This window comes from Nocardia sp. NPDC058518, from assembly GCF_042719655.1.
Taxonomy (GTDB): domain Bacteria; phylum Actinomycetota; class Actinomycetes; order Mycobacteriales; family Mycobacteriaceae; genus Nocardia.
In genome coordinates this window covers 164583-187668 of the sequence record NZ_JBHXNJ010000002.1, presented here as the reverse complement: position 1 = coordinate 187668, position 23086 = coordinate 164583, and the positions used below count along the sequence as shown (strand labels likewise).

General features: G+C 67.3%; 21 protein-coding genes. 13 read left to right on the top strand and 8 right to left on the bottom strand.

Annotated features, from left to right (window positions below):
* Positions 1-186 precede the first annotated feature (186 nt).
* A complete protein-coding gene (locus tag ACFWPX_RS05605) occupies positions 187-1290 on the top strand; it encodes an agmatine/peptidylarginine deiminase (protein WP_378926368.1) in 1104 nt (367 codons plus the stop codon).
* A 51-nt stretch (positions 1291-1341) separates the two neighbouring features.
* A complete protein-coding gene (locus tag ACFWPX_RS05600; protein ID WP_378926366.1) occupies positions 1342-1902 on the top strand; it encodes a TetR/AcrR family transcriptional regulator in 561 nt (186 codons plus the stop codon).
* Positions 1903-1927: 25 nt separating this feature from the next.
* Here ACFWPX_RS05600 and ACFWPX_RS05595 read toward each other — a convergent pair whose 3' ends face one another.
* Positions 1928-2782 carry a phytanoyl-CoA dioxygenase family protein gene (locus tag ACFWPX_RS05595; RefSeq protein WP_378926365.1) on the bottom strand — a complete coding sequence of 285 codons (855 nt, stop codon included), beginning with the start codon at positions 2780-2782 and terminating at the stop codon, positions 1928-1930.
* A gap of 42 nt (positions 2783-2824) precedes the next feature.
* On the opposite strand from ACFWPX_RS05595, the gene ACFWPX_RS05590 reads away from it, so the two are divergent.
* Positions 2825-3403: a TetR/AcrR family transcriptional regulator gene (locus tag ACFWPX_RS05590; protein ID WP_378926363.1), complete on the top strand. Its 579-nt coding sequence runs from the start codon at positions 2825-2827 to the stop codon at positions 3401-3403.
* On the opposite strand, the gene ACFWPX_RS05585 is transcribed toward ACFWPX_RS05590, so the two are convergent.
* From ACFWPX_RS05585 to ACFWPX_RS05570, 4 genes are all read right to left on the bottom strand, one after another.
* Complete coding sequence (locus ACFWPX_RS05585) at positions 3383-3763, bottom strand: hypothetical protein (protein ID WP_378926361.1); 381 nt, start codon at positions 3761-3763, stop codon at positions 3383-3385. The genes ACFWPX_RS05590 and ACFWPX_RS05585 overlap by 21 nt on opposite strands.
* Positions 3764-3824: 61 nt before the next feature.
* Positions 3825-4880: a hypothetical protein gene (locus ACFWPX_RS05580; protein WP_378926359.1), complete on the bottom strand. Its 1056-nt coding sequence runs from the start codon at positions 4878-4880 to the stop codon at positions 3825-3827.
* Between the two features lie 94 nt (positions 4881-4974).
* The gene (gene ychF / locus ACFWPX_RS05575) at positions 4975-6054 is read right to left on the bottom strand and encodes a redox-regulated ATPase YchF (protein ID WP_378915358.1); all 1080 of its coding nucleotides are present in this window, start codon (positions 6052-6054) and stop codon (positions 4975-4977) included.
* 81 nt (positions 6055-6135) lie between these two features.
* Entirely contained in the window at positions 6136-7056 is a 921-nt protein-coding gene (locus ACFWPX_RS05570) for a zinc-binding alcohol dehydrogenase family protein (protein WP_378926358.1), read from the bottom strand.
* A gap of 192 nt (positions 7057-7248) precedes the next feature.
* On the opposite strand from ACFWPX_RS05570, the gene ACFWPX_RS05565 reads away from it, so the two are divergent.
* From ACFWPX_RS05565 to ACFWPX_RS05535, 7 genes are all read left to right on the top strand, one after another.
* Positions 7249-8091, top strand: a complete 843-nt coding sequence (locus ACFWPX_RS05565) for a helix-turn-helix domain-containing protein (protein WP_378926357.1) — start codon at positions 7249-7251, stop codon at positions 8089-8091.
* Between the two features lie 4 nt (positions 8092-8095).
* The gene (locus ACFWPX_RS05560; RefSeq protein ID WP_378926356.1) at positions 8096-8506 is read left to right on the top strand and encodes a VOC family protein; all 411 of its coding nucleotides are present in this window, start codon (positions 8096-8098) and stop codon (positions 8504-8506) included.
* Between the two features lie 125 nt (positions 8507-8631).
* Entirely contained in the window at positions 8632-10884 is a 2253-nt protein-coding gene (locus ACFWPX_RS05555; protein ID WP_378926355.1) for a carbon starvation CstA family protein, read from the top strand.
* A 95-nt stretch (positions 10885-10979) separates the two neighbouring features.
* Positions 10980-11174 carry a YbdD/YjiX family protein gene (locus ACFWPX_RS05550; protein ID WP_378926556.1) on the top strand — a complete coding sequence of 65 codons (195 nt, stop codon included), beginning with the start codon at positions 10980-10982 and terminating at the stop codon, positions 11172-11174.
* Positions 11175-11230: 56 nt separating this feature from the next.
* The gene (locus tag ACFWPX_RS05545) at positions 11231-12865 is read left to right on the top strand and encodes a DNA-3-methyladenine glycosylase 2 family protein (protein ID WP_378926354.1); all 1635 of its coding nucleotides are present in this window, start codon (positions 11231-11233) and stop codon (positions 12863-12865) included.
* A complete protein-coding gene (locus ACFWPX_RS05540) occupies positions 12862-13374 on the top strand; it encodes a methylated-DNA--[protein]-cysteine S-methyltransferase (RefSeq protein ID WP_378926353.1) in 513 nt (170 codons plus the stop codon). The genes ACFWPX_RS05545 and ACFWPX_RS05540 overlap by 4 nt, the downstream gene beginning before the upstream one ends.
* An 80-nt stretch (positions 13375-13454) precedes the next feature.
* Positions 13455-14108: a YitT family protein gene (locus tag ACFWPX_RS05535; RefSeq protein ID WP_378926352.1), complete on the top strand. Its 654-nt coding sequence runs from the start codon at positions 13455-13457 to the stop codon at positions 14106-14108.
* A gap of 162 nt (positions 14109-14270) precedes the next feature.
* On the opposite strand, the gene ACFWPX_RS05530 is transcribed toward ACFWPX_RS05535, so the two are convergent.
* Positions 14271-17627 carry an AAA family ATPase gene (locus ACFWPX_RS05530; RefSeq protein ID WP_378926351.1) on the bottom strand — a complete coding sequence of 1119 codons (3357 nt, stop codon included), beginning with the start codon at positions 17625-17627 and terminating at the stop codon, positions 14271-14273.
* A gap of 46 nt (positions 17628-17673) precedes the next feature.
* Complete coding sequence (locus ACFWPX_RS05525; RefSeq protein WP_378926350.1) at positions 17674-18861, bottom strand: exonuclease SbcCD subunit D; 1188 nt, start codon at positions 18859-18861, stop codon at positions 17674-17676.
* A gap of 169 nt (positions 18862-19030) precedes the next feature.
* Here ACFWPX_RS05525 and ACFWPX_RS05520 point away from each other — a divergent pair, with 169 nt between their 5' ends.
* Together ACFWPX_RS05520 and ACFWPX_RS05515 are read left to right on the top strand one after the other, a co-directional pair.
* Positions 19031-20179: a DNA recombination protein RmuC gene (locus ACFWPX_RS05520; protein ID WP_378926349.1), complete on the top strand. Its 1149-nt coding sequence runs from the start codon at positions 19031-19033 to the stop codon at positions 20177-20179.
* A 51-nt stretch (positions 20180-20230) separates the two neighbouring features.
* Complete coding sequence (locus ACFWPX_RS05515) at positions 20231-21085, top strand: DUF6542 domain-containing protein (protein WP_378926348.1); 855 nt, start codon at positions 20231-20233, stop codon at positions 21083-21085.
* Between the two features lie 163 nt (positions 21086-21248).
* On the opposite strand, the gene ACFWPX_RS05510 is transcribed toward ACFWPX_RS05515, so the two are convergent.
* Complete coding sequence (locus ACFWPX_RS05510; protein WP_378926347.1) at positions 21249-22262, bottom strand: 4-hydroxy-3-methylbut-2-enyl diphosphate reductase; 1014 nt, start codon at positions 22260-22262, stop codon at positions 21249-21251.
* A gap of 114 nt (positions 22263-22376) precedes the next feature.
* On the opposite strand from ACFWPX_RS05510, the gene ACFWPX_RS05505 reads away from it, so the two are divergent.
* Entirely contained in the window at positions 22377-22970 is a 594-nt protein-coding gene (locus ACFWPX_RS05505) for a lipid droplet-associated protein (RefSeq protein WP_378926346.1), read from the top strand.
* Positions 22971-23086: the final 116 nt, after the last annotated feature.

Sequence of the window (23086 nt, the reverse complement as noted above, 5' to 3'; positions counted from 1 at the left end):
AACCTCCGGCTCGCGTGCGGTGACAGCATCAACTCTGCGCCTGATCAGGTGCCGCTATCAGGACCCCGAGTGCTGGGGCCGCTCCCCCGAGGGTGCGCAGAACCCCACCTAGGTGCTACCCGTCACGATCCTTGACTAAATTTTCAGTCAGGATTTATGGTGGTGGTAGTCGGAAGGAGAAAACAAATGCGACGACGCACATTCGTCCAGACCACGATGGCCGCGCTCAGCAGTGTGCTGTGGGCCGGTTGTGACGACACCAGCACGCAGGTCGACGACGACGGAAGGACCTGGCTCATGCCCGAGGAAGGGCAGCCGCACAAGCGCACCTGGATGGCCTTCGTGGCCGATGAACGGATCTGGGGCGCGGACCTGGTCCCCGAGGTGCAGCGCAATCTGGCCACCATCGCCACCACGATCGCCCGCTTCGAACCGGTCGCCATGCTGGTGCGCCCCGGCGAGCTGGCCCAGGCGCAGCGTCTGATCGGCACCGCGAACGTGGAACTGATCCCCACCGACCTCGACGACCTGTGGATGCGCGATACCGGCCCGGTGTTCGTCCGGAGCGGAAACGCCAAGGCCGGTGTGGATTTCAACTTCAACGGCTGGGGCGACAAGCAAGCACATCGCGCCGACGCGAAGGTCGCCGAGTTCGTCACCCGCCGCGCGGGCGTCGACACTCGGCACACCGATCTGGTGCTCGAAGGCGGCGCGCTCGAGGTCGACGGCGAGGGCACCGCGATCATCACCGAGAGCTGCGTGCTCAACAACAATCGCAATCCCGGCTGGAAGAAGCGCGATGTCGAGGAGGAACTCGACTACCTGCTCGGCATCAAGAAGGTGATCTGGCTGCCCGGCATCGCCGGCGAGGACATCACCGACGGGCACACCGACTTCTACGCCCGCTTCACCGGCCCCGGCGTGGTCGTGGCCGGACTCGACAACGACCCGGACTCCTTCGACTACGACGTCACCCGCCGCCACCTCGACATCCTGCGCTCGGCGACCGACGTTCACGGCCGCCCCGTGCAGGTGGAGGTGCTGACCGGACCGTCGACCGTGCGTGAGCAGTTCGAGAACGACGACTTCGCCGCCGGCTACATCAACTTCTACGTCTGCAACGGCGCCGTCATCGCCCCCGAGTTCGGCGACCCTGCCGCCGACAGCGCCACCGCGGCCACCCTCACGCGGCTGTTCCCCGGCCGCGAAGTGGTGCAGATCAACATCGACGGCATCGCCGCAGGTGGCGGCGGTATCCACTGCACCACCCAGCAGGAACCCGTCGACTGAGCCACCCCGGCGGATTCGCCGCCGGGCACCCGGCCCCTACTGTGAGGAACCGTGTCGGAACGCCGTACCCAGATCCTGGAAGCCGCCGTCCGCGTCATCGCCCAGGACGGCGTGCGCGGACTGCGTATCGAAAAGCTCGCCACCGCAGCCGAAGTCTCCCCGGCCCTTATCTACTACCACTTCAAGGACCGCGCAGGCATCCTGCGCGCCGCCCTCGAACACATCAACCACCGTGCCCAGTCCTACACCGACACCCCCGCCACCGACCCACGCACTCAACTCGAACACATGCTCCTGCGCGAACTCCAGGACACCTCCGAAGTCCGCGAGACCAGCATCGCCTGGGGCGAGTTGCGCGCCAGCGCCGCGTTCAACCCCGACCTCCGAGACCCATTGCGCACCACCACCGAAGCCTGGAACACCGACGTCGAATCCTTGATTCGCGAGGCTCGAGACCTCGGCACCGTCGCCGCGACCGTCGACGCCACGGACTCCGCCGAACGCCTGACCGCTCTGGTCGAAGGCCTCAGCGAACGCTGGCACAGCGGATCGCTCGACCTGACCCGGGCCCGCCAACTCCTCACCGGCGCAATAGAGCTCGAATTGAGGTAGGCCGTTTCACCTCCGGCGCACCGGTTTACAGCGCCTGGGCGCCGGGTTCCAGCAGCCGCTTGGGATGCATGCCGTCGACTTGGCCGATGAAAGGCGGGTGGATGCTGTAGCCGAGCATGCGCCGAAGGTCTTCGGACACCCGGCGCGCGGTGTCGCGGGTGGTCGACAGCGTGAACGCCTCCTGGGGCCGCAACCACGGCTCACAGTATTGCGCGGTGACGGCCAAGCGTGACCGATCGCTTCGGTTGGCGCCACCGCCGTGCCACAACGTGCCGAGGAAGAACACGCACGAACCCGCCGACATCACCACGGGCGCGCGGTCGGATTCCGCGGGCAGCCGGTCGCCCCACCGGTGACTGCCCGCGATGATGTCGGTGGCGCCGTTGTCGGCGGTGAAGTCGTCGATCGCCCAGATCGTGGCTGCCCCGAGCGCGGCTCGCGGTCGCGGAATCGGGTAGAAGCCGTCGTCGGTGTGCAGCATCTGCGCCTGCTCCCCGGGCAGGATGTTGATCACCTGCAACATCGACAGCAGGTAGTTCGGCAGGAACAGCCGATCGAGCAGCGCCAGCACTCGCGGATGGTCGGCGATGCGATCACAGCTGTCCGTCTTGTTCAGCACGCTGTACACCCGCTGGGTTGTGTGCCCCTCGAAGTGATTGCGCCCGTGTCGATCCAGCAGCGGCCGCACGGATTCGCGAATACCGTCCAGCTGCTCCGGTGTGAGCAGGTCAGGAAGGATCACGTAGCCGTCGCGCATGACCGCGGCCAGGTCCGCTTCGGCGAGAGCCTGATCGACGGTCGTCCCACTGCTCGCGGTCCGCCGGTACGTACCGGCCAGATCGCCACCCAAATCGGCCAACGAGGACACTTCGCTGCTCACGGCGACTCCTTGAACATAACTGAGTTCTGTTATGTTTCGAATATGGCACGGGCTCCCATCGGACGTCAACAACTTCTCACCGCCGCGCGCGAGGAACTGGTCCGCGGCAACGGCGTACTGGAACTGAGCGCCCTCACCCGCAGGGCGAAGCTGAGTACCGGCGCGCTCTACCACCACTTCGGCTCGAAGAGCGGTCTCCTCGCCGCGATCTACGACGGCTTCTACGACGGCCTCCGCCACGCCATCGCCGACGCCAACCTCCCCGCCGACGCCGACTGGAGCACCCGCGAACGCGAACGCACCAACCTCTTCGTCGCCTACCACTTCGCCGACCCGCTGGCCCCCATCCTGCTGACCCGCGCCGCCCTCGACCCCGACCTCGCCGAACTCGAAGCCGTCCACATCGAAACGATGAGCGCCATGGCCGCCGACAACATCCGCCACGGCCAATCCCTCGGCCAGCTCCCCACCACCCTCGACCCCGCCAGCGCAGGCGCCTACGTCATCGGCGGCCTACGCCACGGCATCGCCCAACAATTGAGATCGACCCCACCCGCCGACCAGCAGCAAGCGGCCGACCGTCTCTGGCACCTGACCGCCTCAGCCCTCGGAATCGCCTGACAGGGAACCTCGATCGAGGTACTCGAATGCTTCTTCGCCTGGTCGCCAGGTCATCCATCGATGATCTACGAACCCGAACAACGACGCGATTTCCGGACCCTGGATCTCGCCAGGTTCAGGACGGAAAACCAAAGCCAGCGACTCGAACTCGATCCTGAGGCCACTCGCCGATTGTTCGAACGTATCGACCACCCGCTGGCAGATCAGCTGCCTGAGCGCATCGGAATACCCGTCCATGCCGTTGCTCAGCCTCCGCCCCGGCGCGAGGACGACGGGCCAGACGTCGCAGTTCAGCAGCGGCTGGTCGTCGGTCTCGTCCGAATCGAACCGGAGCTGGACATAATCGATGACGAACTGCACCGAATACAGCCGACATCCGACGAGCCGAGACAGCAAGTCGTTGAAGACATATGGCATACCGCTACAGCTTCCGACCCTCGGCCTGCAGACCTACTTCAACTTCCAGCGAGCGGTTCAAAGCTCGGAGGTGCCGATCGAAGTCTCGAGCGCGTGCAGCGACACATAGCGTTGTCTCTGTGTGAAAGCAGAGCCTCGACCGATGCCATTGTGCGGCAGAGGATTGACGAGCTGACGATGTACTGGATCGCCTGCACGCGTCAACAGAAAGATTTGATAGGTGCCATCGGTCCAACCCTCCGAACGAGATTCGTCGATCACACGAGCGATCTTGCGATCCATCGGGTCCGCCGAGGCGCGCAACCGATCCGCGGATCCCGAGGACCAATCGACATTGTCGCGCCGATGCTGGATGCGCGGGATGTCGACCTGGATGTGAGAGTCGACGCTTCGCCGCCACAACGGCGGTGTCGGAAGCTGCGATCGGGCGCTGCGCGTACTGGTCCATTGCCGTGCTCACCTGCTGTAGCCACTTGGCCGCCGACACATCCATATACCCGGCGACCTCGAGGACTCGGCGGATCTCGAACGGGACGTCCACGTTCAGCAGGCTGTCGTGATGTGCCAGTCGATTTCGAAACTTGCGAACGCCCTCGACGGCGACCGCCAGTTGCTTGCGCTGGCCAGATGAGTTCGGAAAGGCGCGGTGCAGGCAGTCACGCCAGAGTTGCTCGTATTTCCGACCGAGCAGACCTGACCAGAATCCGAAGCTGAGTCCCGCAACAATCTGGTGTCGCGACTCACGATTCATCGGACGCAGGCGCGTCCGAACAGTCTCCACCGCGACAGACAGATCGGCACCGTCGGGAATCGGCATCAGAAACCACGGAATCCCGATCGAAGTCTCATCGAAGTGGTTCCGGAGCTCCCGATCCAGGGCGTTGCGTAGCAGCACCTCGAGATGCCCGACCACCTCGAACGAGACCGCGGCTGTTCGACTGGACCACGCGTAGAGCGCCAAAGCGGCATCGCGATCACCATCGGCGACCCTGAGGAACGGGTCGAGCCTGTGCTCGGACAGCAGATCCCACACATCGGTCGCGACATGGTCCCCTGGCACCAGCAGATGCTATCCTGATGAGGAACGCCCCAGTGTCGCCTCTGAAGCAATTCATGCGCCTGGGGCTCCTTCAATTCACCCCAGGCGCAACGAATTACACGTTGAAGCGGAACTCCACGACGTCGCCGTCGACCATGGTGTAGTCCTTGCCTTCCATGCGGACCTTGCCCGCGGCCTTGGCTGCTGCCATGGAACCAGCGTCGACCAGGTCGTTGAAGGCGACGATTTCGGCCTTGATGAAGCCGCGCTCGAAGTCGGTGTGGATGACGCCCGCGGCCTTGGGGGCGGTGTCGCCCTGGTGGATGGTCCAGGCTCGGGATTCCTTGGGGCCTGCGGTGAGGTAGGTCTGCAGGCCGAGGGTGTGGAAGCCGGCGCGGGCGAGGCCGTGCAGGCCCGGTTCGGTCTGGCCGATGGACTCGAGGAGTTCCAGGGCGGATTCGTCGTCGAGTTCGAGGAGTTCGGCTTCGACCTTGGCATCGAGGAAGACCGCGTCGGCGGGGGCGACGGTCGCGCGCAGTTCGGCGAGCTTGGCCTCGTCGGTGAGGACGGATTCGTCGGCGTTGAAGACGTAGAGGAACGGCTTGATGGTGAGCAGGGAGAGCTCACGGAGCAGTTCGGCGTCGATCTTCTTGCCCGCGGCGAACAGGGTGGTGCCCTCGTTCAGGAACCCTTCGGCGGTCTTGGCCGCGTCGAGCAGGGGCTTGCGGTCCTTCTTGACCCTGGCTTCCTTCTCGAGACGCGGGATGGCCTTCTCGAGGGTCTGCAGGTCGGCGAGGATGAGCTCGGTTTCGATGACCTCGATGTCGGCGGCGGCGTCGACCCGGCCGTCGACGTGGATCACGTCGTCGTCGGCGAACACGCGCACGACCTGGCAGATCGCGTCGGCCTCACGAATGTTGGCGAGGAACTTGTTGCCCAGACCCGCGCCTTCGGAGGCGCCCTTCACGATGCCCGCGATATCGACGAACGACACCACGGCGGGCACGATCTTCTCGGAGCCGAAGATCTCGGCGAGCTTGTTCAGCCGCGGGTCGGGCAGCGGGACCACGCCGACGTTGGGCTCGATGGTCGCGAACGGGTAGTTCGCGGCCAGCACGTCGTTCTTGGTCAACGCGTTGAACAGCGTCGACTTTCCGACGTTGGGCAGGCCGACGATTCCGAGGGTGAGGCTCACAAGGAGCAGAGTCTACGGGTCCGCGACCATGCCCGAATCACCGGAACCCGCCCCGTCGGCCGGGGCGGGTTCCAGCGGCGATCACGGAACGAGGACGACCTTGCCCAGGTTGGCGCGCTGCTCGATCACCGCGTGTGCGGCGACGGCGTCGTCGAGCGCGAACTCGGCGTGCACGACCGGGTGCAGCAGACCGGAGGCGTAGTACTGCCAGACCTCTTGGCGCAGGTCCTCGTAGCGAGCCGGGTCGCGCTGGGCGAGACGGCCGATCCGGAAACCGGTGAGGGATTTGCCGCCCGCGAGAAGGTCTTCGGTGTCGATGAGGCCGCCGCCGGTGCCGTAGGTGACCGCGCGGCCGCCTTCGGCGAGACCGGCGAGGGTGCCGCCCAGACCGGTGCCGCCGACGCCGTCGAGGGCGTAGTCGGCCTGCTTGCCGCAGTGCAGCTGGTCGTAGGTGAACACCTCGTCGGCACCGAGTTCGCGCACGAAATCGATCTTCGACTCGTCGGATACCGCGCCGATGACCCAGCTCGCCCCGCGCACCTTGGCCAGCTGCACGGCGAGATGGCCGACACCACCGGCAGCGGCGGTGACCAGCGCGGTTTCGCCCTCACGCGGGGTCGCGGTGTCGAGCGCGCCGAGGGCGACGAGTCCGCTGCGCATCAGCGCGACGGCGTCGACCGCGGAGGCGCCGTCGGGAATGGCGGAAGCCTGGTCGGCGGCGAGCACGACGTACTCGGCATAGGCGTCGGAGGTACACAGCCCGACCACGCGATAGCCGACGCCGTATCCATCGACCCCGTCCCCGACCCCGACTACCTCACCAGCGACTTCGGCACGCATCTGTGCGACAGGCGCGGCACTGATCCGCCGGATCGCCGACAGCGTGACCCCGATGGCCTCGACCCGGACCAGCAGCTCACCCATACCGGGCACCGGCACGTCGGCCGCGACGACCTCGAGCATCTCCGAACCACTGCTGCGTTCGTACTGAACCCGCCGCATGACACCTCCTACAGAATTGAGCGAAGGCGCAAGATTAACCGGCTGACCTCGTGTTTCCACAGGCCGTGAGCCCGCGAGTGCGAAATCTCACCGCCTCCGCCGCGTGGCGGAGAGCACCTTCACGGTTCGGTTACCCCGCGGCGATGCCCCAGACGCGTGGGTAATCCCACACACCCGGCGTAGCGTTGCCGTATGGAGGCGACCACGGAGGTGGTGACCGCGGCCCCCGCGCCGGTGCTGGCAGCGTTCATCGACCGGTACGTGGGCTATCGACTCGCGGGATTCGAGCCCGGCTTGCACCGCGGCCTGCCATCACGGCACATGACCTTCATCGTCGCGGTCGGCCCGACGATCGATGTCGTCGAGCAGACCGACCCGCACCAAGCCCCCGGCAGCTACCGCTGTGTCCTGAGCGGCCTGCAGGCGGGTCCAGCGATGATCGCGCACACCGGTTTCCAAGAAGGCGTGGCGATCGAGCTGACCCCGCTGGGTTGCCGGGTGCTGTTCGGTATGCCCGCGAGCGAGCTGTGGGATATCTCGATCGAATGTTCCCAAGCGCAACGCACTCTCGGCGATCAACTCGCTGATGCTGTGCAATCACAACAGGATTGGCCGAGCCGGTTCGCCGCCTGCGACAAGGCCCTCACCGCGGCGGCACGAACCGAAACTCTTGCCGGTCCCGAATTGACCTGGGCCTGGCACGCTCTCGTGAAAACCGGCGGCACCTGCTCGATCAACCCGCTCGCCGACCGGATCGGCTGGACCCGCCAGCACCTGACCCGCAAGTTCACCGCCGAATTCGGCGCGAGCCCGAAACTGGCCGCGCGGATCATCCGGTTCGAGCGGGCCAGGCGCATGCTGACCAGCACCCCCTCCTATATCTCCATCGCCCAGATCGCGACCACCTGCGGCTACTACGACCAAGCCCACCTGAACCGCGACTTCGCCGAACTGGCGGGCATCGCCCCCACCGCCTGGCTCGCCGAGGAGATTCCATCCGTCCAAGACCCGAATGCTCTCGAAGCGCGAGGCTGAACACATGGACACTTCAACTGATACCCACGCCATCATCTGGCCCTGCCTCGCCTTCGACGATGCCCGCGCCATGATCCGATTCCTCACCACCGCCTTCGGTTTCGAAGCAACCGCGGTCTACGCCAGGCAAGACGACGACTCCATCGTCGAACACGGCGAACTGCGCTGGCCGGGCGGCGGCGGCATCATGTTCGGCTCCACCGGCCGCGACGACTCCCCCTTCGGCACCCGCCTGCCGGGCGTCGCCAACCTCTACCTGGTCACCGACAAGCCCGACGCGCTCTACGACCGGGCGAAGGCCGCGGGCGCGACGATCATCCGCGACCTGCGCGACGAGGACTACGGCTCCCGCGGCTTCAGCGCCGCCGACCCGGAAGGCAACCTCTGGAGCTTCGGAACCTACCGGGGCGAATGACCATCTGAACAAAACTTCATTCTGCGCACGAACGTGTGCGATCCTCTCCGTCGCAGTTCGGCGATCGGCTACGTTGTCGATTGCTTCACCCGAGGCTCTGCGCGTTATACAGGAGAGTTGAGTCAATGGCGACCATCGAATATCTGCGGACCGATCCGGACTTGCCTCCGGTCGGTGTCGTCGATCGCACGCCGATCACGCCCGCGAAGAAGGCCGTGTTCGCGGGGATCGCCGTACTCGGCGCCATCGCGTGGACGATCATCGCGTTCGTGCGCGGCGAGTCCGTGAACGCGGTGTGGATCGTGATCGCCGCGGTCTGTACCTACATCATCGCCTACCGCTTCTACGCGCGGTTCATCGAGTGGAAGATCACCAAGCCACGCGACGACGTGGCCACGCCCGCCGAAATCTATGACAACGGCAAAGATTTCATGCCGATGGACCGGCGGGTGCTCTACGGGCACCACTTCGCCGCCATCGCGGGCGCGGGCCCGCTGGTCGGTCCGGTGCTGGCCGCGCAGATGGGTTATCTGCCCGGCACCATCTGGATCATCGTCGGCGTGGTGTTCGCCGGAGCGGTGCAGGACTACCTGGTGTTGTGGGCCTCGACCCGTCGACGTGGCCGCAGCCTCGGCCAGATGGCGCGTGACGAGCTCGGTGTGGTCGGCGGTGTCGCGGCGATCGTGGCGATTCTGGTGATCATGGCGATCCTGCTCGCGGTGCTCGCGCTGGTCGTGGTGAACGCGCTCGGCGAGAGCCCCTGGGGCGTGTTCTCCATCGCGATGACCATCCCGATCGCGGTGTTCATGGGTGTTTACCTGCGGTATCTGCGCCCGGGTGCGGTCGGCGAGGTGTCCGCCATCGGCATCGTGTTGCTGCTCGCCGCGATCATCGGCGGCGGCTGGGTGTCCGAAACAGAGTGGGGCGCGGACTGGTTCACGCTCTCGCGGACCACCATCGCGTGGTGCCTGATCGCCTACGGCTTCATCGCCTCGGTACTGCCGGTGTGGCTGCTGCTCGCCCCGCGCGACTACCTGTCGACGTTCATGAAGGTCGGCACGATCGTGCTGCTCGCGGTCGGCATCGTGATCACGATGCCGGTGCTGAAGGCGCCCGCTGTCTCCGAATTCGCGCACACCGGTGCCGGTCCCGCGTTCGCCGGCAGTCTGTTCCCGTTCCTTTTCATCACCATCGCCTGTGGTGCGCTCTCGGGCTTCCACGCACTGGTCTCCTCGGGCACAACGCCGAAACTGCTGGCCAAGGAATCCAATGCCAGGATGATCGGCTACGGCGGCATGCTGATGGAGTCGTTCGTCGCGGTGATGGCGATCATCACCGCCTCGATCATCGACCAGCACCTGTACTTCGGTATGAACGCCTCGGCCGGGCTCACCGGTGGCACGGCGGAAGGCGCCGCCAAGTTCACGAATACGCTCGGCCTGTCCGGTCCGCCCGCGACGCCGGAATTGTTCGCCGACGCGGCCGCCGATGTGGGCGAGAATTCGATCGTCTCGCGCACCGGTGGCGCCCCGACCCTGGCGATCGGCATCTCCGAGGTCTTCTCCGAATTCCTCGGCGGCGCGTCGATGAAGGCGTTCTGGTACCACTTCGCGATCATGTTCGAGGCGCTGTTCATCCTCACCACCATCGACGCGGGCACTCGTGTCGCGCGATTCCTGGTCTCGGACGCGCTGGGCAACTTCGGCGGCGGGTTCAAGAAGTTCCGTGATCCGTCGTGGCGGATCGGCGCCTGGCTGTGCTCGCTGATCGTGGTCGCGGGCTGGGGCGGGGTGCTGCTGATGGGCGTCAACGATCCGTTCGGTGGTATCAACGCGCTGTATCCGCTGTTCGGCATCGCCAACCAGCTGCTCGCCGCGATCGCGCTGACCGTGGTGCTGACGATCATCGTCAAGCGCGGACAGTGGAAGTGGGCGTGGATTCCCGGCATTCCGCTGGCGTGGGATCTGCTGGTCACGATGACCGCGTCCTGGCAGAAGATCTTCTCCGCCGATCCCAAACTCGGTTTCTGGAAGCAGCACAGCATGTGCCAGGCCGCCAAGGACGCGGGCAAGGCCTGCCTGACGGCGAAGACACCGGAGCAGGTCGACATCGCGATCCGCAATACCTTCATCCAGGGCACGCTCTCGATCGTGTTCGCGGTGCTGGTCTTGATCGTCACCGCCGTCGGTGTGATGGTGTGTGTGAAGGCGATCCGTACGGGCACGGTGTCGAGCACCGAATCCGAGGAGCAGCCGTCGAAGATCTTCTCCCCCAGCGGTTTTGTCGCGACCGCCGAGGAGAAGGACGTGCAGAAGGAATGGGATGTGCTGATCGCCGAGGGCAAGGTGAGCGCGCCCGGATCGGCGCACGTCTCTTGAGTGTGCGTGTGGTCAGGGACGCGGACGGCCGGTTCAGTGGATCGGCCGTCCGCACTCCTGTGCCAGTGGTCGGCACCGCCGGTGCTGCTCGAGCGATGTTCAGGCGGGTCTGGGCGGCGGCTCGGGGAGTCGCCCGGTGGTACAGCGCTATCAACGGCGGCCAGGATTACGAGCGCTACGTAGCCCATTTGCGCCGCAATCATCCGGGGTCTCCGGTGCCCTCCGTGCGTGACTACTGGCGCGAACGCTACGCCGAAGCCGAGCGAAATCCGACCAATCGCTGCTGCTGACCCGGGTGCGCGCCGCTAGAGGATCGGTGGCCGATTTCCGCTAGCACCCCGCCGGGATGGGTGCCATTGTGGAACTCGTGACCATCACTGCTTTGGACTTCGAGGGCTGCTACCGGGCGGTCTCCACCCGTGACTCCCGCTTCGACGGGCAGTTCTTCACCGCGGTGCGCACCACCGGCATCTACTGCAGGCCGTCGTGCCCGGCGATCACGCCCAAGCGGGTCAATGTGTCGTTCCTGCCCACCGCGGCGGCCGCGCAGCAGGCCGGTTATCGCGCCTGCCGCCGGTGCCTGCCCGATGCCGCACCCGGTTCACCGCTGTGGAATGTGCGGGCCGATCTGGCCGCGCGGGCCATGCGGTTGATCGGCGACGGGGTGATCGAGCGTGGTGGGGTGCCCGGCTTGGCCGCTACCTTGGGCTATTCGCAGCGTCAGCTCACGCGGGTGCTCACCACCGAACTCGGGGCCGGGCCGCTCGCGCTGGCCAGGGCGCATCGTGCGCATACCGCGCGGCTGCTCATTCAGACCACCGAGATGCCGATGTCGGATATCGCGTTCGCGGCGGGGTTCGCCAGCATTCGGCAGTTCAACGACACCGTGCGCGAGGTGTTCGCGGTGAGTCCGACGACGATGCGGAGCGAGTTACGCCGATCACCGCGCGCCGATGTCGTCGCACCCGGCACACCCGGTCTGCTCACGTTGCGGCTGCCGTATCGCGAGCCGCTCGATACCGGCTGGCTGAGCTGGTTCCTCTCGGCGCACGCGGTGCCGGGGATGGAGCTGTGGGAGGACGGCGTCTATACGCGCAGCCTGCGAACCCCCCACGGCCACGCGACTATTCGACTGTCGTTTCAGCCGGGGCACGTGCGGGCCGAGTTGGCGCTGCGGGATATGCGCGACCTCGCTCCGACCGTGGCGCGGGTGCGGCATCTGCTCGACCTGGATGCGGATCCGATAGGTATCGATAGCGCGCTGGGCATCGGTCGGGCGGCGGGAATCGGCAACCTCGGTTACGGCGCCATCCGCTCCGTCGACAGCGCCGGTCATATCGGCAATGGTTCCGGCGAATCAGACCATGCCACACCACATTCGGGAACCGCAGCGGTTGCGAGCGCAGGGCTGGGTTTCACACCAGGCATCCGGGTACCCGGATGCCTCGAGGGCTCAGACTTGTTGCTGTGCACCATGATCGGGCAACAGATCTCGGTGCGTGCGGCGGGGACGCATATCGCACGGCTGGTGGAAGCGCTCGGCGAGCAGATCGACGGGCCGGTGCCTCGGCTGTTCCCGACTGCCGAGGCGATCGCCGAGCACGGTGCCGAGGTGTTGACCGGGCCCGCGCGCAGGGTCGCTGCCATCGTGTCCGCGGCACGGGCGATCGCCGACGGCGAACTGGTCCTGCATTCCGGTCGCACGGCCGATGACCTGCGGCGCGACCTGCTCGCGCTCGACGGGGTCGGGCCGTGGACGGCCGACTACGTCACCATGCGATCCCTGGCCGATCCCGACATTCCGCTCGGCACCGACCTGGTGGTTCGCCAAGGCGCCGCGCGGGCGGGGATCGACCTCGACAACACCACCCGCTGGGCGCCGTGGCGCTCCTATCTGTCCATGCACTTGTGGAAGACCGCGCTCGAACATCGTGGCGCGCTTGTCCGTGAACCCGCCCTTCAGGAAGCGAAAACACCATGACTGACACCGCTCTTCGTCACGCCGATGTCGCGACCGTCCCCACGCCGATCGGCCCGTTCACCACCATCATCGACGGCGACGGCGCCGTGCTCGCCTCGGGCTGGACCGGGGACGCGGGCACGCTGACCGGCCTCATCCACGCCACGTTGCGTCCGACCGAACTGCGGCAACGGGATTCGCTCGGCGCGGTCACCCAGGCCGTCATCGACTATCACGCGGGCGACCTCACCGCGATCGACGCGATTCCCGTGCGTCAGCAGTCGGGCGAGTTCCTGGTCCACGCCTGGGAGGTCCTGCGCAAGGTGCCCGCAGGCGAGCCGGTTACCTATACCGAGTTCGCCGGGCTCTCCGGGCGTCCAGCGGCCACGCGGGCAGCGGCCAACGCCTGCGCGCGCAACTCCGCCGCACTGTTCGTGCCGTGCCACCGCGTGCTGCGGATCGGCGGAGCGCTCGGCGGGTTCCGGTGGGGGCTGGAGGCCAAGGCCTGGTTGCTCGCGCACGAGGCATAAAAGGGCCGGAACCACAGATCAGTCCAGTTATCCCTGATTGGCTCTTCTTTCTAGGTCCAGTAGGCCGGATTCTGGTACCTATGCTCACTCGTCGCCTGCTCGCGCTGTATGTCGGTTTGTGGTTGTACGGCACATCGATGGCAGTGATGATCCGGGCGGGGCTCGGGCTCGACCCGTGGGATGTGTTCCATCAGGGCGTCGCCTCGCATGTGCCGTTGAGTTTCGGCGTGGTGACCGCCCTGACCGGAATCGCCGTGCTGCTCGCCTGGATTCCGTTGCGGCAGCGGCCGGGGCTCGGGACCATCAGCAATGTGGTGGTGATCGCGATCGCGGTCGACGCCGGGTTGTGGTTGATCCCGGCCGTGGACGGACTGTGGCTGCGGATACTGGCCATGGTCGCCGCGGTGGTGGTGAACGCCGCGGCGACGGTGCTCTACATCGGTGCGGGCATGGGTCCGGGGCCACGCGATGGACTGATGACTGGACTGGTAGCGCGGACCGGCTGGCCGGTCTGGTCTGTTCGGACCGGCATCGAGGTCTCGGTACTGGCCACCGGCTGGTTCCTCGGCGGCAGCGTGGGGATCGGCACGCTGGTCTACGCCTTCGGGATCGGGCCGCTGGTCCAGCTGATGATCCCGCTCGTCGACGGTCGACTCCCCGGTTTCGCGCCGGTCGTCCGCCAGGAAGCGGCGGTGCCGGACGACCGGACGCAATCACCAGCCGCGCCCTGCTGACGCTGTCTCGATGCGCGCGACGTTGATCGGCCACGCACCTCCAGCCCTGCCGCTGCACGCCGAGTCCTCCGCCGTCCCGCCGGCGAGGTGCTTCATCTGACGGCTACAGAGCAGGTGCGTGTGACGGCGGCTCCGTCGGGCTCGCGGCAAAGTACCCGACGGCTAGTCGACCGTGGCTTCGAGGTGGGAGCCGGTGCGGCCGCGCAGGACGTGCAGGCGCGTGGGGATGCGCTGGCGCATTTCGTCGACGTGACTGACGACGCCGACCACGCGGCCGTTCGCGCGGAGTTCATCGAGGACCCCCATGACTGCGTCGAGGGTGTCGGCGTCGAGACTGCCGAAGCCCTCGTCGATGAACAGGGTGTCCAGGACCAGTCCGCCGGATTCGGCGGCGACCACGTCGGCGAGGCCGAGCGCCAATGCCAGTGAGGCCATGAAGGTTTCGCCACCGGACAGGGTTTTCGCGGAGCGGACGACGCCGGTGTAGTCGTCGCGGACGTCGAGGCCGAGGCCACCGCGCCTGCCCCGTGGGCCCGCCTTGTCCGAGTGGACGAATTCGTAACGGCCGCCCGACATTCGGCGCAGCCGCAGCGACCCCGCGACCGCGACCTCTTCGAGTCGAGCCGCGAGGACATAGGAGCGCAACGACATTCGCCTGTTGTTCTCACCACGGCCCGCGACCACTTCCGCCAGGGACGCCAGCTCGTCGAAATCACGCTGCGCGGGCGCGATCCGCTCGACCTCTCCCCACAGCTGCGTCCCCAGCTGTTCGAGCTGGGCGACTCGCTCGGTGGCCGCCGACTGGGCTGCCACCGCCATGGTGAGCGCGCTCTGAGCTTCGGTGAAGCGCTGCTCGAGCGCTTTCAGGTCGCCCGGGATCTGCTCGGCGACAGCACGGATCTGCGGTTCGGCGAGCACCGCCTCGGCATGCGCACGGGCCCGGTCCGCGGCGGTGAGTTCGGCTTCGATCGCGGACTGCTGCCGCGCGGTCCGGGCGACGGCGGTGACGACCTGGGCGTAGGCGGTCAGGAGGGCGATGTCGTCGCGAGGCGCCGATGGTTCGACGGCCGGGACCTCCTCGGTTGGTTCCTCGTCGATGGGATCTTCATCGAACAGATCGAACAGGCTGGGCATTTCAGGCTCGTCACGGAACGTTTGCGCGGGGGCCGCACTCGTCTCCTCATCGGTGCCGAGCTCGGCATCGTCGCCAGTCTCTGGATCGGCGTCAGCCGAAACATCCTGGGCCGCAGTTCCACTGGTGACATCGGCCGGTGCAGCGGGTACCTCCGACCGCACCTGCTCCTCGTATCCCTCCGGCACGAGACCGGCCGTGCGGGCCAGGTTTTCCACGCGAGTGGCGATGGTGCGGACGGCATCGCGGGCGGTGGATTCCTCGGTGCGGGCGGTGCGGAGGGTGGTGGCTGCGCTGATGAGGGATTCGAGGCGGGTGGTGCGGGCGTCGACGGTGTTGTCGGCGCCCGCGGCGGTGCGCAGGCGGGTGGTGAGTTCGTCGAGGCGGGTGCGGGTGGTGGTGATGTTGGCGGTGATGGTGCCGAGGCGGGCGTCGAGGTCACGGGACTGGTCGTGGAGGGCGGTTTCCTCGGTGCGCAGGGCTTCGAGCCGGCTGGTCAGGGCGGGCGTACGTTCGGCGGCTTCCGCGGTGTCGTCGAAGCGGTGGGTGGCGGTGCGGACGGCATCGGCGAGGGTGACGGGGTCGGCGTCGCCACCGCGCGCGGTCAGCGCCTCGATCTCGCGTTCGATGACGCTGATGCGTTCGGCGATACGATCCCGCGCGGCCTCTGCTGCTTGTTCGGCCGCCTGCGCGGTGTCCTCGGCTTCCTTGGACACCGCGTCATCGGTGGGCCGCGCCGGTTCAGGGTGTTCGGCGGAACCACAGACCGTGCACGGCGCACCGTCGGTGAGCGCGCCCGCGAGCTCGGCGGCCATGCCCGCGAGGCGGCGGGCACGCACATCGAGGACCCGCTCCTTGGCTTCGAGGTGAACGCGCCAAGCGGAATCGTGTTCGGTCCGCGTTTTGTCCAAAGCTGGTCGGCGACGCGCAATTTCGACAGCCGCCGCTGCCGAGTCCTGCCACTTGCTCAGCTCGTTGCGAATTCCGGGCAACGCGGCAGCCGCGTCGGTGGCCTCACGCAACTGTTCCTGCGCCGAGCCGATCGCGGCCGGTAGTTCGAGCCGCCGCCGCGCCAGCTCGCCCGAACGTTGCGTGAGACGACCGGCTTCCCCCTCGTGCGCAGCGAGATCGGCGGTGAGCTGACGCGCGGTCACCACATCTGCACGAACCTCGCCGAGCACACCGAGCAACGCGTTCCACTGACTGATCGCGGCATCGAGGTCGCCACCGACATCGAGCACACCGGCGCCCGGTGCGGCGGCGTCACGTCCATCCGCTGGGCCGATTGGGTCATCCGTCACCACGGTCAGCAGGTCAACGCCCGTGATGTCGGCGGCCGCCGGTGCCCGCAGCTGATCAGCCAGTTCACCGGTGGCACTGCGGGTCGCGGTCTCCGAACGGCGGAGGGCGCGAACGGCGGAGCGTGCCTCGTCGATGGCTTGGACGACGGGTTCGGCGCGACGGGCCTGGACCAGTTCGTGTTCGAGTTCGGCGCGGCGAGGAGCGGACGCGGTGTAGGTGGCCAGTTCGGCTCGGGCTGCGGCCGTGCGGGTGTGGAGCTCGGTGATGCGGCGTTGCTCTTCGGCTTCGGTGCGGGCTTCGGCCGATTCTTTGTGGCGCAGTTCGGCATTCGTGGTCGCCTCGGCGAGCGCGGTCCGCGCGGTCGCCAGCAGTTCCTGGGACCACGTCACCGCGTCGAGTACGCCGACCGATTCCGCGCCGCCGTAGCCCCCTGCCATGCCGACCTTGGTGATCAGGCGGTCGATGCCCTGTTTGCGGGATTCCAGCTCGGCCGCGGCGGCGCGGCGGCGATCGGACAACCAGTGCTCGGCCGTGCCGAAACGTTGGGTGTCGAAGAGCTTTTCGAGCAGTTTCTCGCGGTCTTCGTTCTCGGCGCGCAGGAACTTGGCGAAGTCGCCCTGCGGGAGCAGCACCACCTGGAAGAACTGGTCGGCGCTCATGCCGAGCAGGCGCAGGACCTCGTCGCCGATATCGGTGATGCGCGAGAGGTTCTCGCCGCTGCCGTCGAGCCAGGTGAGGGTGGCTTGGGGTTGCAGGAGCCTGGTTCCGCTGCCGTTCTTCTTCGGGCGCTCGAATTCGGGCGACCGGGTCAGGCGAAGGAGGCGGCCACCGAGGGTGGCCTCCAGCACGACGCTCGGTGGTGTCTGCGGATCGGCGTGATCGGAGTGCAGCCGCTTGCTCTCGCCGCGCGCACCGGGCACCTTGCCGTAGAGGGCGAAGGCGATCGCGTCGAGGATGGTCGTCTTGCCCGCACCCGTGTGCCCGTGCAGCAGGAACAGCCCGTCGGCGCCGAGCGCGTCGAAATCGACGACTGTGGTCTCGGCGAACGGGCCGAAAGCGGTGAGTTCGAGCCGATGCAGCCTCACGCGGGGCCACCGGCGAGTGCCGCCACCGCGAACGCGGCGCGCGGGCTCACGCAGTCAGCTCCGACGCGACCGGCTCCTGGCCGGATTCGGCACGGACCAGGTCGTTCTCGCTCACCGCGGCCGCCAGCGCACGCTCCACCCATGCCATCTCCCCCTTGCTCGGTGTGCCACGCACGTCGGTCAGGAAGCTCGCCGCGACCTCCGCGTCGCGACGACCGTGCACCCGCTCCCGGTAGTGCAGCTCCGGATTACCTTCCGGGCGTGCCCATTCCACGTGCACCGCGTGCGGGAACCGCTCGCGCAGCTTACGCATCGGGTCCATCGGACGGGTGGTGTCGGTGAGCGTGGCCGACACGTAATGCTCTTCGGCCGCGGCGAATTCGTTGTCGGTGAGCAGGGATTCGATGGTGCCGGTGATCCTGCTCAGCCCACGGACCAGCGGCAGATCGTGGCGATGCACCGCGGCGAGCCCCTCGGCATCGAGGTCGACGATCCACACCGCCTTGCGATGGGAACTCTCGCCGAACGAATACGGCAGCGGAGATCCGCTGTAGCGCACCGACTCCGACAGCGTCTGCGGCGAATGCAGGTGCCCCAGAGCCACATAGTCGATGCCGTCGAAGGCCGACATCGACACCGTCTCCACACCGCCCACCGAGATGGACCGTTCCGAACCCGTCGCTTCCCCGCCGGTCACGAACGCGTGCGCGAGCACCACCGTGCGAGCGCCGGGCCTGGTGGCGATATCGGCGCGAATCCGCGCCATCGCGGCATCGAGGATCTCCGCGTGCGAATGCGCCTGCGGCACATCGAGTTCGATGCGGGTGATCTCCGGTTCCAGATACGGGATGCCGTAGAACGCCACCGCACCGTCGTCATCGGACAGCACGATCGGCCGGTGCGCGTCGGCGACCCTCGTGCACAGGTGCAAACCACCGGCCGCCGCGAAGCTGGCGCCCGCGCCGAGCCGGGCGGGCGAATCGTGGTTGCCCGAGGTGGCGATGATCGTCGCGCCCGCCGCCCGGATCGCCTCGAAGCCACGATTGCAGACCCCGATGGCATCGGCATTGGGGATCGAGCGGTCGTAGATATCGCCCGGCACCACCACCACGTCGACCGATTCGGCCGCGACCAGCTCCGCGACGGCCGTCAGCACCCGCGCCTGATCGGCCAGCAGGTCGACACCGTGAAAGGTGCGCCCGATGTGCCAGTCGGAGGTGTGCAGGATCCGCATGTCGCGAACCGTAGGGCACACCCCCGACAGAATTCAATCGACGCACCACACGCGTGTAATTCACCGGCGTGGCGCGCAGCACGGCGCACGATGCCAGGTCCGCCGCGACCACGCCCGGTTTGCCGGTGAATTGCGAACTTGTCGGTGGCCTCGGGCAGTATCGCCTCCCATGACCGCTTCGATGCTCGTCGCGCTCGTCTTCGTCTTCGCCGCAGGCTTCGGTCTGGGCTGGTTGGGGCATTCCGCCCGTGGTGGGCAACGCGCCGCCACCGCGGAGGCCCGGCTCGCCGCGGCCGGGGACAATCAACGGTTGCTGCAGCAGTCGCTGCACTCGGCCAATGAGGATGCGGCGCGCAGGCATTCGGCCGCGATCGGCGCGATGGTGGATCCGCTGCGCGACGCGGTCGGCGCGCTGGAACAGCAGATCCGGCAGGTGGAGCACCATCGGATCGACGCGTATTCGGGACTGCGCGAACAGGTTGCGGGCATGCAACGCACCTCGCATCGGCTCTCCGACCAGACCGGCCAGCTGGTGGCCGCGCTGCGTGCGCCGCAGGTGCGCGGACGGTGGGGCGAGATCCAGCTGGAACGGGTCGTCGAACTGGCCGGGATGACCCGGCACTGCGATTTCGATACCCAGGTGAGTCGGCCCGGCGGCGACGATCGAGGGTCGGTCCGGCCCGACATGGTGGTGCGGCTGGCCGGTGGCAGGCACATCGTCGTCGACGCGAAGGTGCCGTTCTCGGCATATCTGGACGCCGCGACCACCGACGATCCCGGCGCACGCACGCAATTCCTGGCCCGCCACGCCAAGCACCTGCGCGCCCACGTCGACCAGCTGGCCGACAAGGCGTACTGGGCGGCCTTCGATCCGGCGCCGGAGTTCGTCGTGCTGTTCGTACCGGGCGACCCGTTCCTCGACGCCGCGCTCACCACCGATGCCGATCTCCTGGAGTACGCGTTCGGCCGGAACGTGATTCTGGCAACCCCCACTACCTTGATCGCGCTACTGCGCACGGTGGCGTTCAGCTGGCGACAGGAAGCGCTCTCGCGCGATATGGCAACGGTGCAGCAATTGGGTAAGGAGCTCTACGTCCGGGTGGGCAAGGTCGCCGAGCATCTGGACAATCTGGGCGTGAATCTCGGTAAGGCCGTAGCGGCTTTCAACGCGACAGTAGGCTCGGTGGAGTCGCGGGTAATGGTCACCGCGCGCCGGATGCACGATCTCGGCGTCGGCGATCAGGAGCTCCCGGCAATCCGGCTCACCGACACCCGACCACGCGTCGTCGCGTTCGCCGACGCCGAGGATCGTGTCTGAGATCCCCGTGCCGTAGCGCCTACGGGGCCGATGTGCAGTTAGTGTCTTGGTGTGGCTGCTTCCCAACGTGCGCGACCCCGGGTGCCCGCGCCGCAACGTTCGATCGTGCCCTCGGTACCCGGCATCCCCGCCTGGGCCGCGATTCTGCTCGCCGCGGGCGCGACGGGTCTCGGGTTCCTGATCGACGGACTCGGCGGCGAGACCTATCCGACCGGCACGTTCTCGGCGCTGTATGTGCTCGGCTGTGTGCTCGCCGTCTGCGCGGTGCGCTTCCGCGGGCTGTTCTCCACCATGGTGATGCCGCCGCTGCTGCTGTTCGTCGCGGTGCCGCTGGCCTGCCAGATGCTGGGTGGGCGTGCCACCACGTCGATCAAAGACGTTCTGATGAACTTGATCATCCCGCTGGTGGAGCGTTTCCCGACGATGGCACTGGCGACCGTGCTGGTACTGGCCATAGGTGGAGCCAGGATCGCGATCGCCAAGCGCGCGCCCCAGACGGCTCGCCCCACGCCGGACCGCCGGTCCGAACGGACGCCGGTCAAGCGCCGCCGCCCCGAGCCGACCCCCGACCTCGCCACCGCCGCGCGCAAACGCCCCCGGCGCGCCACCGCCGTCCTGGACGACCCAGACCCCGACACCGAGGTCGATATGGCGAGCCCGGCCCGCCGCCCCGCCAGGCCCACCGAACCGAAACGCGCTCCCGCCGCCGCCAGACCCCGCGAGCCCCGCGCCACACGCGGCAATGAACCCCGCGCCACACGCGCTGCCGCCGCACCACGCGAACCCGAGCCTGCCCGCGTCCCACGCCGCCGAGGCGAAGCACCCCCACACCCACAGCCGAACGTGCGCTACCGCGATCGCGCCGACTCCACCCGAACAGAACGCCGCCGCCCGGATAACGGCTAAAGAAACCAAAGAAGATCCCCGCCTATAAGGCGGGGATCTTCTTTTTGTGCGACCCACTGATCTCACACGAACATGGGTAACTCACCGGGTACGGGCTAGCTGAGCCACCACCACCGTCTGGCCGCCAACGTGAATCTCCCCGCACTCCAGATCTGGCTTGAAGTCACGGGGAGGCGGGGGAGCGGGCCGGCCGTAGTTCGCGTGGTAGGGAGAACACCAGTGTTTCGTTGGCTGTGGTCACCGGCTGTACCTCGCCGAAGCCGTGCTCGGCCAGCAGGTCGAGTACCCCGGTCACCAGGATCTCCGGCACCGAAGCGCCGGAGGTGATGCCGATGGTCTGCACACCCTCGAGCCAGGCCAGATCGACCTCGCGCGCGTAGTCGACCAGATAGGCCGCGTTCGCTCCAGCGCCGAGCGCCACCTCGACCAGTCGCACCGAGTTCGACGAGTTGCGCGAGCCGACCACGATCACCAGATCGCATTCGGGTGCCATCGCCTTGACCGCGGTCTGGCGGTTGGAGGTGGCGTAGCAGATGTCGTCGCTGGGCGGGTCCTGCAGCGTCGGGAATCGTTCGCGCAGCCGCTCGACGGTCTCCATGGTCTCGTCGACCGAGAGCGTGGTCTGCGACAGCCAGATCACCTTCGACGGGTCGCGCACGGTCACCTTGTCCACCGAGTCGGGCCCGTCGACCAGTTGCACGTGCTCGGGTGCCTCACCGGCGGTGCCTTCGACTTCCTCGTGGCCTTCGTGGCCGATCAGCAGGATGTCGAAGTCGTCGCGGGCGAAACGCTTGGCTTCCTGGTGCACCTTGGTGACCAGCGGGCAGGTGGCGTCGATGGTGCGCAGGTTCCGTTCGGCCGCGGTCTCGTGCACGATCGGCGCGACACCGTGCGCGGAGAACACGACCAGTGCGCCCTCCGGCACCTCGTCGGTCTCGTCGACGAAGATCACGCCCTGCTCACGTAGCGTTTCCACGACGTGGCGGTTGTGCACGATCTCCTTACGCACGTAGATCGGGGCACCGTGTTTTTCGAGCGCCTTCTCCACGGTCTCGACGGCGCGGTCGACGCCTGCGCAGTAGCCGCGCGGCTCGGCCAGCAGCACGCGCTTGCCACCGGCAGCGTTCGCGCCCGCGGAGCGCGTGATACCGACGTTCAAGGGGATTGCCGAGGTCATGTTCCACAGCTTACGTGCGTGCGAAGGGCCGGATCAGGTCGGATCAAGGGGCGAAAGTCACATAACAGGGGCCTGGACCTTTGCATCACACCCGGTTTGCGGCAGGCTGGGGGCATGTTTCGACCTCCGTTCCTGGCCAGGGTGGCCGCCGGCGCCGCCGTGTATGCCTTAGAAGAGACCCGGCGACTGCCCGTCGCCGCGGTCAATTTCCCGATCACCGCGCTCAGTCGTGTGCTGCAGACCACGATGCATGTGCAGCAGTTCGTCACCAGCCTCGCGCTCAAGGGTGACGGTGTGTTCGAGCGGCTCGGCTCGGCTCCGGCCGAGCAGCCCGAGTGGGCCACCTTCGACGAGGACATCGAGCCCGCGCCTGCCACCAACGGCCACACCAGCCGCTTCGATCTGTTCGAAGAGGGCGACGCCACGCAGACCAACGGCAAGGTCGTGCCCGCGTCGCTGCTGCTGCTCGAGACCGAGCAAGAGGTCATCGAGCCCGCCGAGGAGCCCGCCGCGGCGGAGGTCGTCGCCCCCGAGGTCGCGATCCGCTACGACTACCCCGCGATGACGCTGGCCCAGCTGCGCGCCCGGCTGCGGATGCTGACCGTCGAGGAGCTGGCCCAGCTGCTGGCCTTCGAACAGCAGACCCGCGCCCGCGCTCCTTTCGTCACGATGCTCACCAACCGCATCGCCACCGTCCAGGCGCAGTAACAGACATCAGTCGAGGCGGCCGCGCTACCCAGGGGCGCGGGCGCCCTTTTGGTGTTGGGGTGGGTGCGCGGGGAAAAGATCTATTAATCAAGGAGGCGGAGGGCCGGTGTCTTATA